Here is a 14,453-nt window from a genome sequence, read left to right on the forward strand (position 1 = left end):
CCCGGGTGGGGGCTCCGCGGCGGGGTGCGGTGACATGCCATGCGCCCCGGGTCAGGTGATGCGGGTCAGCTTCGCGGCGAAGCCGGGCTCGGCGAGGTCCTTCTGCAGAGCCACCGGAACCCCCACGGCACCGCTCGAACCGTCACCCACGGTGAGCGTGCCCACCTTGGTGCCGGCCTTCGCGGTGTGCGGCACCTTGTCGGCGGTGAAGGAGAGCGTCACCTTCAGCCCGGCCCAGCCGACGGCCGGCAGGTCCTTGGTGAGGACCACCGGGGTGCGGCCGCCGAGCCCGTCGTCCACGTACCCGACGACATCGCCCTTCTTCAGGATCTTCGCCGACTTCAGCGAGCCCTGCGCGGCCCGGATCAGCTTGTCGCCCGCCTCCAGGACACCGCTGATGATGGTGTTGTCGGAGCCGCCGGCGGGCTGGCGCATCGCGGCACCGATGATGGTGCGCGTCTCGCCGTCGACCGTCTGCTTCGCCGCGAAGACGAGGTTGCCGAGGGCGGAGGTGGTGGTGCCGGTCTTGATGCCGACGACGTTGTTGTAGCCGACCAGCCGGTTGTAGTTGTTGCGCTTGTGGCCCTTGTAGTCGACGTACGACATCATCGCGGCGACCTCGCGGAACGCGGGCTGCTCCATCGCCTTCTTGGCCAGCTTGACCTGGTCCACGGCCGTGCTGACCGTCGAGTCCGTCAGACCCGAGGGGTCGGTGTACGTGGTGTTGGTCATGCCGAGCTTCTTGGCGGTGGCGTTCATCTTCGTCACGAACCCCTTCTCCGAACCCGAGTCCCAGCGGGCGAGCAGCCGGGCCACGTTGTTGGCGGAGGGCAACAGGATCGCCTGCAGGGCCTCGCGCTCGGAGATGCTGTCGCCGGCGGTGACCGGGACGGTGGACTCCTGGCCGGCGTCGGACTGCTCCTCGGCGGGCTTGTCGATCTTGATCTTCGGACCGTCCTCGCCGCTCTTGAGCGGGTGGTCGCGCAGGATCAGATACGCCGTCATGACCTTCGCGACGCTCGCGATCGGTACGGGCTTCTGGTCGCCGGAGGAGCCGAACGTGCCGATGCCCTGGACGTCGAGGGCGGCCTGGCCCTTGGCCGGCCACGGGATGTCGACCTTGCCGCCGTCGAAGGTGAAGCTGTCCTTCGCGGTCAGGTCGAGGGTGGGCTCGGGGAGCGGGCGCAGGTTCTGTACGACCGCAAAGACGATCGCCAGGAGCACGGCCACCGGGGTCCAGATCTTGACCCGGCGGACGAGCGTGCGGACCGGGGTCTCCGGCGGCGGGGGCGTGTTCGTCAGCTCGGCCAGCAGGTCCAGCGGCGGCTTGGGCGGCAGGGGCTGCTGGGTGGTGCGCTCGGGGCCGACCTGGGGGATGGCGGCGGTGGCGTCGGCGGCGGCCGGGGCGGGCCTGTTCCGGATCGCCTGGTCGTCAAGAGGCTTGAGGGCGACGAACTTGCTGGTGCGCTCGGGGTCGGACGGGGGTGCCTTCGGCGTGGACGCGGGGGGCTTCGGCGCCGGGGGCTTCTTGGTGTCGCCGAGCTTGAGCATGGTCGTCGGCTGGTCGACCTGGGGCTTGGGGCGTACGGCCTTGAAGACGGCGGTCGGCTGGTCGACGGCCTTGGCTCCGCCATCGGCCGCCGTGTTCCCACCCGAACCACCCGTGCGGGCCTCGTCGTCGGCCGCGGGCGGCCCCTGCGGGTCGTCCTCGCCGTCGGCGGCACGGGGGTCCGCGGCCGGCTTGCGGGTCGCGGTGTCCTTCGGTTCGGCGCGCTTCTCCGAAGAGGGGGGCGCGTCGGCGGTGGCGTCGGCCTTCGAGGCCTGGTCCTCGGCCTCAGCCTCGGCCTCGCCCCTGCCCTCGTCGGCCGGGGCGGCTTCGGCCTTCGAGGTCGAGTCCGCGTCGGCGGTGGCGTCGGCCTTCGGGGCCGGGTCCTCGGCCTCAGCCTCGGCCTCGTCCCTGCCCTCGTCGGTGTCGGCCGGGGCGGCTTCGGCGTTCGGGGCCTGGTCCTCGGGCCCGTTCTCGTCCTCGGCCTCGGCAGCTTCAGTCTTTTGGGTGGCGGCCTCGTCTGCCGTCGCGTCAGTCTTCGCCGCAGCGTCCGTGTCTGGAGCGGCGTCAGCCTTCGGCTCCGGGTCGTCGGCCGCGTCGGTCTTCGCGTCCGCATCGGCCTTCGCGGAGTCGTCGTCCGCCGTCTCGGCGTCGTCCTTCTCTTCCGTCTCCGGGGCGGCGTCGGCCTTCGCGTCGGCCTCCGGCTCTGCGGCCGACTTCGGGGAAGCGGTGGATTCCGAGGTGCCGTTTGCTTCTGCGTCGGCCTTCGAATCGACGGTGTCGTCCTCGGCGTTGGAGGCCGCCTCGCCCGCCTCGTCCGTGTCGGACTCCTCGCCGCCTTCGCCCGATCGCACCCACGCCGCCACCGCGGCGCGCAGGCGGGCGTCGTCCTTCGGGTCGGGGGAGTCGGTGTCGGCGGCGGCCGTCACCTCCCGTACCGAGAGGACCTTCGTCGCCGTGTCCGTGGTGCCGCCGGAGTCGGACTCACGGGCCACCGCGAGACGCGGGTCGCGTGCTTCGGGAACCGAACCCGCGCTCCCCGACGTCGGTTCTGCCGACGACTCGCGCTGCTTCGACCTGTCGGGGGACTCGCCCGCCACCGATGCCTCCTCCGTGCGCCACACGCCCACTCGTGCGCCCAATCGAAACGTGAACCCGCCGTTCGCACAAACGTCGTTCCGGCGCTGTCCGAACCATGTACCAGTGTCCTGTGTGCGGACCTGACCCAACCGGGTAGACGAGAACGACATACCTACTGGTTCCCTTACGAACCGGTCACGCACCCTCGACAGATGAATGTGAGAGGGGTCACCCTGTCATTCATCCACGCGGGGAGGCATGGATGGGCAGGAGCCGCAGAACAATTCCGGAGGAGCTTCTGCTGCTGGCACTGGACCCGGCCACGGGTACCACTGCACAGCCGCAGTCGCTCGACCTCGGTCTGGCCGGAGCACAGCTAGTGGAGCTGGCGCTGGCCGGACGGATAGCCCCAGATGGGGATCGTATCGCCGTGGTGGCGCCACGGCCGACAGGAGATCCGACGCTGGACTGCGCGTTGGAGTTGCTGCGAAGGCGCGGCGCTCCGGTGCGTGCTGTCCACTGGATCGGCGGGCCGCGTCTCGGGCTCCGCCAGACCTACCTCTCGCATCTGGAGCGGTGCGGCATGGTCGCCGCCGTGCCGGGTCAGATGTGCGGGGTATTGCCGACGACTCGCTACCAGGCGACGGACACCGAGATCAGCCGGGAGATCCGTGCCCGGCTGGATTCCGCGATCCGCACCGGCGTACCGCCGGACCCGCGGACCGCGGCGCTCGCCGCCCTGGCGCACGCGGTCGGCCTCGGCAAGCACCTGTACCCGGGCAATGAGGGTCGCTCCTCACGGTCCCGGTTGCGGGATCTGATCCGGCACGACCCGATGGGCGGTCTCGTGGCGCACGCCGTCATGGACGTCCAGAACGGTGTGGCGGCCCAGCCGCGCCGTACCCCGGCCACCGCCGGCCGCCCGGCCGGACCGGCGGCCAGGCCCGCACCGGAACCCGCTCGTGGCGTTCCGATGCAGCCGCGCCGCAGCTCCATGGCGCGTGCCGTGGTCCACTGAGCCGCGGTTCCACGGCAGCGCACACGCACGACAGCCGCACCCTCAGTCCCCAGACCCGGTACGGGAGCCGCTGGTCCGAGCGGGGTGGTGAGACCGAACGTCTCACCGCCCCGCTCGGCTGCTTGTGCCCGAACTGACGCGTACGCGCCGCATATCCACTGTTTCCCAGCGGTAGTAAGCACCTTGGTGGCAATCTGCTCAGCAGCAGATACGCAAAGTGCCAGTACAGGCAGGCAGCCGGAGGTGCACGTCCCGTGGCGTCCAATGTCAATCCCACCGTCAGGCGACGCCGCCTGGGCCAGGAGCTGCGCAGGCTCCGCGAGCTCAAGGGCATGACGGCCGAGGAAGTGGCGGAACGACTGCTGGTCTCGCAGTCGAAGATCAGTCGTCTGGAGAACGGCCGCAGGAGCATCAGCCAGCGCGACGTGCGCGACCTGTGCGGGGTGTACGAGGTCGAGGACCAGCGGGTCGTCGAGTCGCTGATGGAGATGGCCCGGGACTCGCGGCAGCAGGGCTGGTGGCACGCCTTCGGGGACATCCCCTACAGCGTCTACATCGGCCTGGAGACGGACGCGGAGTCGCTGCGCGTGTACGAACCCCAACTCGTCACCGGTCTGTTGCAGACCCGGGCGTACGCGGAGGCCCTGGTGCAGGGCGCGTTGCCGGAGACCTCGACGAACGACATCGACAAGCGCGTCCAGGTGCGGATGCGGCGACAGGAACGTATCACCGCCGAGCACAACCCGCTCCGGCTGTGGGTGGTGCTGGACGAGGCCGCGCTGCGCCGGATGGTGGGCAGCAGGCTGGTCATGCGTGAGCAACTCGAGCATCTGATCGAGATGTCCCAGCTGCCCCATGTCACCGTGCAGGTGCTGCCGTTCGAGGTGGGCGCGCATCCCGGGCTCAACGGGCAGTACGCGATCCTGGAGTTCGCCGACGCGGCCGACTCCAGCGTGGTGTACCTGGAGGGCGTCACCAGCGACCTCTATCTGGAGAAGGCGCATGACGTCCAGAAGTACGCGGTGATGTACGAGCACTTGCGGGCACAGTCCCTCAATGTGGACCAATCCCGTCAATTCATCGCCGATGCGGCCAAAGAGTACGCGCGCTGAGCGGTCGGCGAGTGAGGCGCCGGATCTTACACCGCAGGAACGCTCCACCGGAAGGCTCACCTGGAATATGCCATCCGGTTGAGTGAACGGCCGCTCCAGGAAGGGATGTTGCCGAGTAGCGTCGATCACGCCAACCGGTCGACAAGGTTGGCGTGAAACGCACTACAGCAACTCGCAACAGGAGTGGACATGGCACTGCTTCAGGGCGTCACGGAGACGTGGACGAAGTCCTCCTATTCCGCCGGTAACGGAGCGTGTGTGGAGGTCAAGTCGCCCGCCACCGTGGAACTCGCCGTCCGCGACTCCAAGGTCGCCGACGGTCCCGTCCTGGCCTTCCCCGCCGACGCGTGGAACGCCTTCGTGGCATCGGTCAAGGCCTAGGGGGCTCCCTGACCCTCGCCGACAGAGACCGGACAACCACACAACAACTGCACACGCACCACCCCAGTGCCCTCTCGACCAGCCCGCCGTCCTTGCCGAGAGGGCCCGTTTTTTCGGGGGCTCGGTTCGCCTCCGGGGCGACAAAGCCGGTGTCGGGAGGGCGATCGTGCACAGCCCCTCGGGCCTCCGCGTTCGCCCTCCCGGCGAATCCGGGTCCGGCGCTACTTCACAGGGAACGCCACGTCGCACACCGGGTCCTCAGGGCCGGACGCCTCCCAGTCCGCGAAGTAGACCTCCCGGCACGGGCCCGCCATCTCCAGGCCCTGTTCGGTCATCCACTGCTCCACCGCCTCGAAGGCGGCCAGGATCTGTGGGTGGGCGACCTGGGCCTTGGTGATCCGGGTGTACGCCAGGCGCCCGGCCGGCTCGGTGCGGACCTTCGTCTCCCAGGCCCGGCCGTGCCGGGCCGCCCAGTCCCGGGCCGCCTTCTCGTCGGCGACCGGCACACAGGACTCCGCCGGGCCGTCGCTCTCCATCGACACCTCGGCGTGGTAGAGCACGAACGGCGCCGCCGTGACGCCCCCGCACTCGCGCGCCGCCTCCTCCAGCCGTTCCAGTGACGCCCCGATCCACGCCGGCAGCTCGTCCGCCAGCGTGTGCCGTGTCTCGGTGATCACCACCTGCTCGGGTACCTCGACCGTCTCGACCACGAACTTGCCGTACATCTCGGAGCTCCTCCCCGACAGTCGTCCACGGAGGTACTCGGCGAGTGTGCGCTGCCCCGCCACGCGGGTCTCGACGTCCGCCCAGTACGCGGCGAGCAGGTCGGCGGCCTCGCCGCCGTCCGTCCCGACCACCTCGGCGATCCGGGCGAGCGGCATGTCCAGCTGCCGCAGCAGCGCCACCAGACGGGGCCGCTCCGCCTGATCGGCGCGGTAGTAGCGGTAGCCGCTGGCCTCGTCGACGCGCGCCGGGGACAGCAGTCCCAGGCGGTCGTACAGGCGCAGGGCCTTCGCCGAGAGCCGGGCCCGTGCCGCGAACGCGCCGATGGTGAGCAGGTCCTCGTCCACTCTCACATCCTCCGTCACCGGGCGCCGTCCGCCCGGTGACAAGGACGCTCGGCCCTGCCCCAGGGGCAAGGTCAACAGCCGGCCAGGTCGACGGGTCCTAGGCCAGCTGGGCCTCCACCGCCGCCACGAGCTCCGCCGACTCCGGCTCGGTCTGCGGCGAGAAGCGGGCGGCGACCTTGCCGTCCCGCCCGATCAGGAACTTCTCGAAGTTCCAGCGGATGTCCCCGGTGTGGCCCTCGGCGTCGGCGAAGCCGACCAGGCGGTCGTACAGCGTGTGCCGGCCCTCGCCGTTGACCTCGACCTTCTCGGTCAGCGGGAAGGTCACGCCGTAGGTCGCGGAGCAGAACTCGGCGATCTCCTCGGCGCTGCCGGGCTCCTGGCCGAGGAACTGGTTGCAGGGCACGCCCAGCACGGTGAAGCCCTGCGCGGCGTACCGCTCCTGCAGCCGCTCCAGGCCGGTGTACTGCGGGGTCAGGCCGCACTTGGAGGCCACGTTCACGATGAGGACGGCCTTGCCCGCGTACTGCGTCAGGTCCGCGGAGCCGCCGGTGAGGGCGCCGATCTCGACGTCGAGTACGGAGCCGGTGTTGTCAGTAGTCGTCATAAGCGGATGCTAGCTCCGGTAAGTGTCGCGAGGGTGACCGGAGTGCCCGCGCCTGCCGGCGTCCAGCAGGACCTCGCCCGCCGCCGTCCGCGTGTACAGCACCGAACGGCCCGCCCGCTGCCGCTCGACCAGTCCCGACTCCAGCAGCACCTTCAGATGCCGCCCGACCGACCCGAGCCCCTGCCCGGTCACCGCCGTCAACTGGGTCGTGCTCATGGGGGAGTCGAGCAGCACCAGCACCCCGGCCCGCGCCGCTCCGAGCAGGGCCCCCAGGCTCGCCGGTACGGCCCTGCCGTGGGCGTCGGCCAGCACGCCCGCGCAGGGGTAGATCACCGCGTACCGGTCCCCGTCCTCCCAGGAGACCCACCCGTGGCGCTGTGGCGTAATCGGCACGAACACCAGTTCGGCTCCGGAGATCTCGCGCGGCGGGTACTCGTGCCGGTTCACCTGCAGCCTGTTCTCCCCGAGCCAGCGCGTCCGCCCCGGCCGCAGCGAGTCCAGCGCCTCCACCCAGCCGCCCCGGCTCACCTGCGCCGTCCGCGCGACCACATCGGCCTCCAGAACGCGTCGGCGCCGGGCCCAGTACGGCCGTACGGTCTCGGCCCAGACGTACTCCAGCAGCGCGGCCGCCCGCTCGGGCAGGTCGTCCCGGTCCAGCTCGGCCGGAAGCGGCCCGGCGAGGGACAGCCGCAGATGGGCGCGGGCGTCCGCGGCGGCGCTCGCGCGGACCCGGGCCACGCCCTGTTCGAAGGACTCGCCGTCCCGGGGCGTGGGCGTGAGGAAGTCGGCGATCCAGTCCGGTCCGAGCCCGGCGCGCACCAGCAGCGCGGTGACGGGGTCGGACGCCAGCCGTGCCCGGTAGCCGGGCAGATGCGTCCGCAGCCACTCCAGCTCCCCGGGATGCGCGCCCTCGCCGGCGTGCAGCAGCTTCAGGCACGCGAAGGTCTCGGCGAGCGGGGAGAGCACGAACCGGCTGCGGGCGAGCGTGTCGGCGTTGACCTGCCACCAGCCCATCGGCGAGCCCCCTGACGTTCATGGCCGGGCGAAAGACGTTTCGCGCCTGCGCGAAACAATAACGGCCGACTCCGCGGCCGCCTCAGACTCCGGCGCATGCGCAGTTACCAAGTCCTCTTCCGAACCCCCGAGTTCACACCGCTCTTCGCCGCTTCCGCCGCCCACACCGCCGCCCAGACCGTCGGCGGGCTCGCCCTCGGCACCCTCGTGTTCCGGGCGACCGACTCGCCGCTGCTGTCGGCGGTGAGCATGTTCGGCCCCTCGCTGGTCCAGATGCTGGGCGCGACCCTGCTCCTGTCGGGCGCCGACCGGCTCCCGCCGCGTACGGCGCTGACCGGGATCTCCCTGGCCTTCGCCGCCGGCACGGCCGTCATGGCCCTGCCCGGCCTGCCGATCGGGGCGGTGTTCGGCGTGGTGCTCGTCCTGGGGCTCGTGGCCTCGCTGGGCGGCGGGGTCCGCTGGGGGCTGCTGAACGAGATCCTCGCCAAGGACGGCTATCTGCTGGGGCGTTCGGTGTTCAACATGATGAGCGGGATCGCCCAGATCACCGGGTACGCGACGGGCGGTGTCCTGGTCGCGCTCCTGTCCCCGCGCGCCTCGCTGCTGCCGGCCGCCGCGCTGTACCTGGCCGCCGCCCTCGTCCTGCGCCTCGGACTCACCGCCCGCCCGCCGCGGGCCTCCGGCCGCCCCTCGGTCGCGGTGACCTGGCGCACCAACGCCCTCCTGTGGTCCGCCCGCCCGCGCCGACTCACCTACCTGGGCCTGTGGATCCCCAACGGCCTGGTCGTCGGCTGCGAGTCCCTGTTCGTGTCGTACGACCCCGGCGCCGCCGGCACGCTGTTCGCCTGCGCGGCCCTGGGCATGCTGGCCGGTGACCTGACCGTCGGCCGGCTGGTGCCGGTCGCGGTGCGCGCCCGGCTGGCGACGCCGCTGCTCGTGCTGCTGGCCGCGCCGTATCTCCTGTTCGTCCTGCACCCCGCGGTCCCGGTCGCCGCGGCCTGCGCCGCCCTCGCCTCCGTCGGCTTCGGCGCGAGCCTGGTCCAGCAGGAGCGGCTGATGGCCCTGACGCCGGACGGACTCGGCGGCCACGCCCTGGGCCTGCACTCGGCGGGCATGCTGACCCTGCAGGGCGTGAGCGCCGCGCTGGCGGGTTCGGTGGCCCAGGCCACCTCGCCCGCCCGTGCGATGGCGTTCATGGCGCTCGCGTCACTCGCCGTGACGCTGACGCTGGCTACTGCTGCTCGACGGGAGCGGACGGCTCCGGTGCCGGCTCCCTCGGGGCGCTGAGCTCCGCGGCCGGCCCGAATTTGTCGGCGACGGCTGCGATCTGCTCGATCCCGGCCTTGAGCCCGTCCGGCCCGCCCATCTCCCGCTCGTTCTTTTCGACCTCCTGGTCGATCCGCTTGGTCGCCCGGTCGAAGTAGCGCAGCAGCTCCACCGGGAACGGCATCACGAGGGTGGAGTTCTTCTCGGCGGCGACCTCCACCACCGTCTGGAGCAGACGCAGCTGCATGGCCTCCGGGGTGTCCGACATGATCCGGGAGGCGTTGGCGAGCTGCTGGGCGGCCTGGAACTCGCCGTCCGCGGTGATGACCCGGGCCCGCCGCTCGCGCTCCGCCTCGGCCTGCCGGGACATGGACCGCTTCAGGGACTCCGGGAGCTGTACGTCCTTGATCTCGACGCGGTCGATGTGGATGCCCCACTCGGTGGCCGGGCTGTCGATCATCAGCGCCAGGCCCTCGTGCAGCCGCTCCCGGTCGGTGAGCAGGTCGTCGAGGTCGCTCTTGCCGATGATGGACCGCAGCGAGGACTGGGCGACCTGTCCGACGGCGAAGTGGTAGTCCTGCACCTCGATGGCGGCCCGCACCGGGTCGGTCACCCGGAAGTAGACGACGGCGTCGACCTTCACGGACACGTTGTCCTTGGTGATGCCCTCCTGGGTGGGCACCGGCATGGTGACCACCTGCACGTTCACCTTCCGCATCCGGTCGGCGAACGGGATGAGGAACGTGATGCCAGGGTGCCGGTACGACGGCAGCGCCTTGCCCCACCGGAACACGACGCCGCGCTCGATCTGGTTGACCACCCGCATCCCACTGCGCAGTACGAGCAGGGCCAGTACGGCCACGAGCACGACTGCTACGACGGTGCCCTCCATGGCACTCCATTCTCCGGTGCTACTGAGACAACGGAGAGGACACCGCGCGGCGGCGCGTGGATGCGCCCGGCGGCGTCAGGAGTGCGTAAAGAAAGACGGCCCCGGGTCATGTCGGTGCGGCTGTGGGCGAGTTGGAGGGGGCGATCGCGGTACGCGTCAATGCGCGATGGCCCAGCCGAAGTTGGCACCGCCCTTGAGGGAGACGTCGCGGGCGGAGAGGAACTTCGCGCCCGTGCCGGTCAGGCCGGAGGCGGTGCCGCGCAGGACGGTGACCGCGCCGTAGCCGTTCTCGTAGCCGGCGCCGGTGACGAGGTCGGCCTTGCCGTTCTTGTCGAGGTCGATCAGACGGACCGTCATGCCGAAGGCGTCCCGGGTCTCCGAGGAGCCGGGGACGCCCGCGGTGTCCTGCGAGTAGGACTTGGCGCCCTTGCCGGTCAGACCGGAGGCCGAGCCGAACAGGAGGGTGACGGAGCCGGCGTCCTTCACCGTGCCGAGGTCCTCGCCCCAGGCGCCGACGGCGACGTCGGCGTAGCCGTCGCCGTTGACGTCGCCCGCGCCGATCGCGGAGCCGAAGAGGTCGTCGGTTTCGCCGGTGCCGGGCACGCCGGCGGTGTCCTGGTGGATGACGGTGGGCGTCTGCTCCGGGTCGGGGCCGTTCGGGCCGCCGTACCAGACCGCGATCTGGCCGCCCTTGTGGGCGCCGGTGCGGCCGGCGTGCGGGTCCTGGTAGTCGCCGAGCACGAGGTCCCCGTACTTGTCGCCGTTGACGTCGGCGACCGTGGCGATCTGCCCGTCGGCCTTCGGCAGGTTCACGAGGGCGTAATCCGTCTCGGGGTGGTCCGCGCCGCCGGGGTCGTGGCGGAAGTACGCGATCGCGCCGCCGGCGTCGCCGTCGACGGCGTACGGGTAGACCCGCTCGGCCCTGCCGTCGCCGGTCAGGTCGCCCGCCGCCACCTCGTACGTCGAGCCCAGCTCCCCGACGCCGTAGTGGCCCAGCGGGGCGCCGGTGCGGCTGAACGGCCCGCGGTAGAGGTGCGTGTGGCTCTGGCCTGTGACAGTCACGTCCGTCTTGCCGTCGCCGTCGAAGTCGCCGGTGGCGACGCCGGAGGAGTAGCCGCCCCACGTGCTCAGTGAGGACAAGGGCGGCTCGGGCAGGTTGGCGCCGCCGGACAGGCCGGAGGCTCCGCCCCAGACGACGGTGACGTTGCCGATGCCTTCGCGGCCGCCGATGCCCTCGTACTGGGCGCCGACCACCAGGTCCGCGTAGCGGTCGCCGTTCAGGTCACCGGTGGCGAGGCTGCTGCCGAAGCTGTCGCCGGTCTCGGCGGTACCCGGGATCCCGGCGGAGTTCTGGGTGATGACGGTCTTCTTGGCCGAGGAGACCCCGGAGGCCGAGCCGTACAGCACGACCACGGCACCGGCGCTGGGGACCGAGCCGACGTCGGCGTTCATGGCACCGATCGCGACGTCACGGTAGCCGTCCCCGTTGAAGTCACCGGACAGGCCGGAGGGGGCGGCGGTGGCCGACGTGGCGGGCAGGGCGGTGAGCAAGCCGGTGGTGAGCGTGGCGGCCAGCAGAAGGGTGCGCTTGCGCAAAGCGGGCTCCGGTGAATCGATGACGTCGTACGGGAGTCGATCAAGAGACACCTTGCGACAGGTAAGGGTTGTACGTGAGTTCGGTAAATATCCGAGCGATTTCGGCCTTGACTGAAAACCGATGTTTAGGTGAGCCTTACCTAAGTCTTGCTGAGCCTGTTCTAGGAGTCGTCCGTGTCCGTGCTGCCCTCGGAGCCCTCCGTGTCCCCTCAGGCAGGGCCCGTCCGGCGGCTGGGCCTGTTCGACACGTGGTGGACGGTCGCCGCCGCCGCGCTCGCCGCCTGCCTGGGACTCTCCGCCTGCGCCTGGATATCCCTGCACCTGCGGGTGGACCCCGCCCTGCACACCGTGGCGCTCTTCGTCCACCTGGCCTCGCTCGTGCTCGGCTTCGGAGCCGTCCTGATGGCGGACTACTACGCGCTCCTGTTCCTGACGGGCCGGTGCGCCCTGCGTGACGCCCTCGGCAGCACGGCGCACCTCCACGTCCCGATCTGGACCGGCCTCGCCGGCCTCGTGGCCAGCGGCGTGATGCTCCAGCCGGACCTCGACTCCCCTCTCACACGCGTGAAGTCGGTGCTGGTGCTCGTCCTCACCCTCAACGGCCTGCAGGCCGGGCTGCTGAACAGGCGTATGGCGCAACGGGCCACCGCCGCCGTGCTCGCGCCGCGGTTCCTCGGCTGGGGGACGGCCACGGCCCTGGTGTCCCAGGTGTGCTGGTGGGGTGCCGTGGTCATCGGGTTCCGCAACAGCCAGGGGTAGGCGGCGACGATCGGTGCCGGGCCTGACTCTCTTGCGGTTACTCGGGAACCGATGGAGAGTGGCCGCGGACAGGGACGTACGCTCTTCGGCGATGAGGGAGCCTCATGGGGACCAGGCAGCTCACGGGCTTGCCCGACGACGCGGACCTCGCGCGTGCGGACTCGCTGGGACGGGAGATCTTCTCGGACGTCGCCAACAAGTGGGCGCTCCTGATCATCGAGTTCCTCGGTGAACGCACCCTGCGCTTCAGCGAGTTGCGGAACGAGGTGGAGGGCATCAGCCACAAGATGCTGACCCAGAACCTGCGCATGCTGGAGCGCAACGGCCTCGTCGAGCGGACCGTGTACCCCACCGTGCCGCCGAGGGTCGAGTACACCCTCACCGAGCCGGGCCGGGCCCTGCGCGTGACCATCGACGGGATGTGCGACTGGACCCACCGGTACCTCGGCCACATCGAGGACTCCCGCCGCCGCTTCGACGGCTGACGGGCCGGGGACCGCGGTGGTTCAGTCGAGGACCGCGGTGGCCTCGACCTCCACCAGCAGGTCGGGCTCGGCCAGCGCGGATACGCCCACACCGGTGAGCGGCGGTACCGGGGTGACCCCCAGCTGCGCGCAGGCGCGGGCGACGCCCTCCATGAGCAGGGGCATCTTGTCGGGGGTCCAGTCGACGATGTAGGCGGTCAGCTTCGCCACGTCGTCGAAGGAGCCGCCGATCCCGGCCAGGGCGGTGCCGATGTTGAGGTAGCACCGCTCGGTCTGGGCGGCCAGGTCGCCCTCGCCGACGTGGCCGCCGTCGGCGTCGCGGGCGACCTGGCCGGCGATGTGGACCAGCCTCGACCCGGTCGCGATCGACACCTGCCGGTAGATGTCGACCTTCGGAAGTCCTTCGGGGTTCACCAGGGTGATGGCCATGAGGCCTGCCTCCTCGTCACGAGAGCCCGCGCCTCGCTTCCGCGTGATGCGGGGGCGGTCGCTCTCCAGCGGTTACTCGGAAACCGTAGGAGAGCGTGCGATGACATGGAAGAACGCACTTTTCGGTGACTCGGGAACCTGACGGTGACCGTGGAGTTCGGCCGTGCTGGAGGTGCTCACCGTCTCGACGGTCGCGGGACGGCGGCGGCAGGACTTGAATGAGTGGTGTGACGAGGCGGACGAGGGAGGGTGTCATGGACCCGATCGTCAAGCCCCTGGCGGTGGCGCGCGGCCCCTACCGCCTGCACGCCGAAGTCCTGCCGGGAACCGGCACACCCGCGGTCCTGATGCACGGCTTCCCCGACAGCACCCACCTCTACGACCGGCTGCTGCCGCACCTGGCGGGCCGGGTGCCCGCGGTGCGGTTCGACTTCCTGGGCTGGGGGGAGTCGGACAAGCCGCGCGACCACCCCTACACGGTGGCCAACCAGGTGGGCGACCTGTCCGCCGTGGTGGAAGCGGTGACGGAACAGCTGGGCGCCCACCGGCTGGTGCTGGTGGCGCACGATGCCTCCGGCCCGCCCGCGATCGACTGGGCGCTGGCCCACCCGGACCGTGTGGAGCGGCTCGTCCTGCTGAACACCTACTACCACTGGACCCCGGCACTGCGGCGCCCGCCCGCCATCGCCCTCTACTCCACACCGCTGGTGCGCACGGCGGCGCGGGCCGTCGTGCGGCGCCGACCGGCTCTGGACCGGCGCCTGTACACCTGGCAGGTGGGCCGGTTCATCAGGGACTCCAGCGTGCGCGAGCCGTACGTGGCGCGGCTCTACGCACAGTTTCCCGCCGCGCGGCCGGCGTTCTGGCGGCTGAACGACGAGCTCCTCGCGGCGGTACTGAGCCGCAGACGGCGCCTGCCCGAACTGCGCGCGTTCGAACCGCCCGTGCGCGTCGTCTTCGGGGCCCGGGACCGCTACCTCAACGCCCGGGTGGCGCGGGAGTTCGCCGACCTGTTCCCGAACAGCGAACTGCGCCTGCTCATCGACGCCGGCCACTTCGTCCAGGTCGACGAACCCGAACTCGTGGCCGACGCCATCGCCGCCGAACAGCGGCCGCTCTCATCGGCGTAGACCTCACCGGTGCCGGCGTCGGTGATCTCATGGTTGATCACACACTCGGCCCGCCCCGACTCACCCCCGCG

The 14,453-nt window shown here is 71.0% G+C and carries 14 protein-coding genes; 7 read left to right on the plus strand and 7 right to left on the minus strand.

The genetic code is table 11. The features are described 5' to 3' along the window. Positions 1 to 51 precede the first annotated feature (51 nt). On the minus strand, positions 52 to 2,646 hold the full coding sequence (locus ACWGKT_RS03725) for a D-alanyl-D-alanine carboxypeptidase (RefSeq protein ID WP_453272323.1): 2,595 nt from the start codon (positions 2,644 to 2,646) through the stop codon (positions 52 to 54). 242 nt (positions 2,647 to 2,888) lie between these two features. Here ACWGKT_RS03725 and ACWGKT_RS03730 point away from each other — a divergent pair, with 242 nt between their 5' ends. The 3 genes from ACWGKT_RS03730 to ACWGKT_RS03740 all read left to right on the plus strand — a co-directional run bounded on the left by ACWGKT_RS03730 (position 2,889) and on the right by ACWGKT_RS03740 (position 5,137). After that, positions 2,889 to 3,644 (plus strand): GOLPH3/VPS74 family protein, encoded by a 756-nt coding sequence (locus ACWGKT_RS03730; protein WP_356151839.1) that lies wholly within the window; start codon positions 2,889 to 2,891, stop codon positions 3,642 to 3,644. Between the two features lie 254 nt (positions 3,645 to 3,898). After that, positions 3,899 to 4,756: a helix-turn-helix domain-containing protein gene (locus tag ACWGKT_RS03735; RefSeq protein ID WP_356151841.1), complete on the plus strand. Its 858-nt coding sequence runs from the start codon at positions 3,899 to 3,901 to the stop codon at positions 4,754 to 4,756. Between the two features lie 189 nt (positions 4,757 to 4,945). Next, positions 4,946 to 5,137, plus strand: coding sequence for a DUF397 domain-containing protein (locus ACWGKT_RS03740; protein ID WP_235454010.1), 192 nt, complete (start codon positions 4,946 to 4,948; stop codon positions 5,135 to 5,137). A 221-nt stretch (positions 5,138 to 5,358) separates the two neighbouring features. On the opposite strand, the gene ACWGKT_RS03745 is transcribed toward ACWGKT_RS03740, so the two are convergent. The 3 genes from ACWGKT_RS03745 to ACWGKT_RS03755 form a co-directional block, all read right to left on the minus strand. Further along, the gene (locus tag ACWGKT_RS03745; protein ID WP_453272324.1) at positions 5,359 to 6,207 is read right to left on the minus strand and encodes a MerR family transcriptional regulator; all 849 of its coding nucleotides are present in this window, start codon (positions 6,205 to 6,207) and stop codon (positions 5,359 to 5,361) included. 97 nt (positions 6,208 to 6,304) lie between these two features. Beyond that, entirely contained in the window at positions 6,305 to 6,811 is a 507-nt protein-coding gene (locus ACWGKT_RS03750) for a glutathione peroxidase (protein WP_453272325.1), read from the minus strand. A gap of 9 nt (positions 6,812 to 6,820) precedes the next feature. Next, on the minus strand, positions 6,821 to 7,825 hold the full coding sequence (locus ACWGKT_RS03755; protein ID WP_453272326.1) for an ArsR/SmtB family transcription factor: 1,005 nt from the start codon (positions 7,823 to 7,825) through the stop codon (positions 6,821 to 6,823). Positions 7,826 to 7,921: 96 nt separating this feature from the next. Between ACWGKT_RS03755 and ACWGKT_RS03760 the strand changes: the two genes are divergently transcribed. Then, on the plus strand, positions 7,922 to 9,112 hold the full coding sequence (locus tag ACWGKT_RS03760) for an MFS transporter (protein WP_453272327.1): 1,191 nt from the start codon (positions 7,922 to 7,924) through the stop codon (positions 9,110 to 9,112). Here the strand turns inward: ACWGKT_RS03760 and ACWGKT_RS03765 are convergent. Both ACWGKT_RS03765 and ACWGKT_RS03770 read right to left on the minus strand, forming a co-directional pair. After that, positions 9,057 to 9,983, minus strand: coding sequence for a slipin family protein (locus tag ACWGKT_RS03765; RefSeq protein WP_453272328.1), 927 nt, complete (start codon positions 9,981 to 9,983; stop codon positions 9,057 to 9,059). The genes ACWGKT_RS03760 and ACWGKT_RS03765 overlap by 56 nt on opposite strands. Positions 9,984 to 10,139: 156 nt before the next feature. After that, positions 10,140 to 11,630 carry an FG-GAP-like repeat-containing protein gene (locus tag ACWGKT_RS03770; RefSeq protein WP_453272329.1) on the minus strand — a complete coding sequence of 497 codons (1,491 nt, stop codon included), beginning with the start codon at positions 11,628 to 11,630 and terminating at the stop codon, positions 10,140 to 10,142. Positions 11,631 to 11,753: 123 nt separating this feature from the next. On the opposite strand from ACWGKT_RS03770, the gene ACWGKT_RS03775 reads away from it, so the two are divergent. Then, complete coding sequence (locus ACWGKT_RS03775) at positions 11,754 to 12,338, plus strand: hypothetical protein (RefSeq protein WP_453272330.1); 585 nt, start codon at positions 11,754 to 11,756, stop codon at positions 12,336 to 12,338. A 104-nt stretch (positions 12,339 to 12,442) separates the two neighbouring features. Next, the gene (locus ACWGKT_RS03780) at positions 12,443 to 12,823 is read left to right on the plus strand and encodes a winged helix-turn-helix transcriptional regulator (RefSeq protein ID WP_453272331.1); all 381 of its coding nucleotides are present in this window, start codon (positions 12,443 to 12,445) and stop codon (positions 12,821 to 12,823) included. 21 nt (positions 12,824 to 12,844) lie between these two features. Here ACWGKT_RS03780 and ACWGKT_RS03785 read toward each other — a convergent pair whose 3' ends face one another. Beyond that, complete coding sequence (locus tag ACWGKT_RS03785) at positions 12,845 to 13,252, minus strand: RidA family protein (RefSeq protein ID WP_453272332.1); 408 nt, start codon at positions 13,250 to 13,252, stop codon at positions 12,845 to 12,847. Positions 13,253 to 13,506: 254 nt separating this feature from the next. Between ACWGKT_RS03785 and ACWGKT_RS03790 the strand changes: the two genes are divergently transcribed. Next, positions 13,507 to 14,382: an alpha/beta fold hydrolase gene (locus ACWGKT_RS03790; protein WP_453272333.1), complete on the plus strand. Its 876-nt coding sequence runs from the start codon at positions 13,507 to 13,509 to the stop codon at positions 14,380 to 14,382. Positions 14,383 to 14,453 lie beyond the last annotated feature (71 nt).

This window comes from Streptomyces sp. NPDC054794, assembly GCF_053611585.1.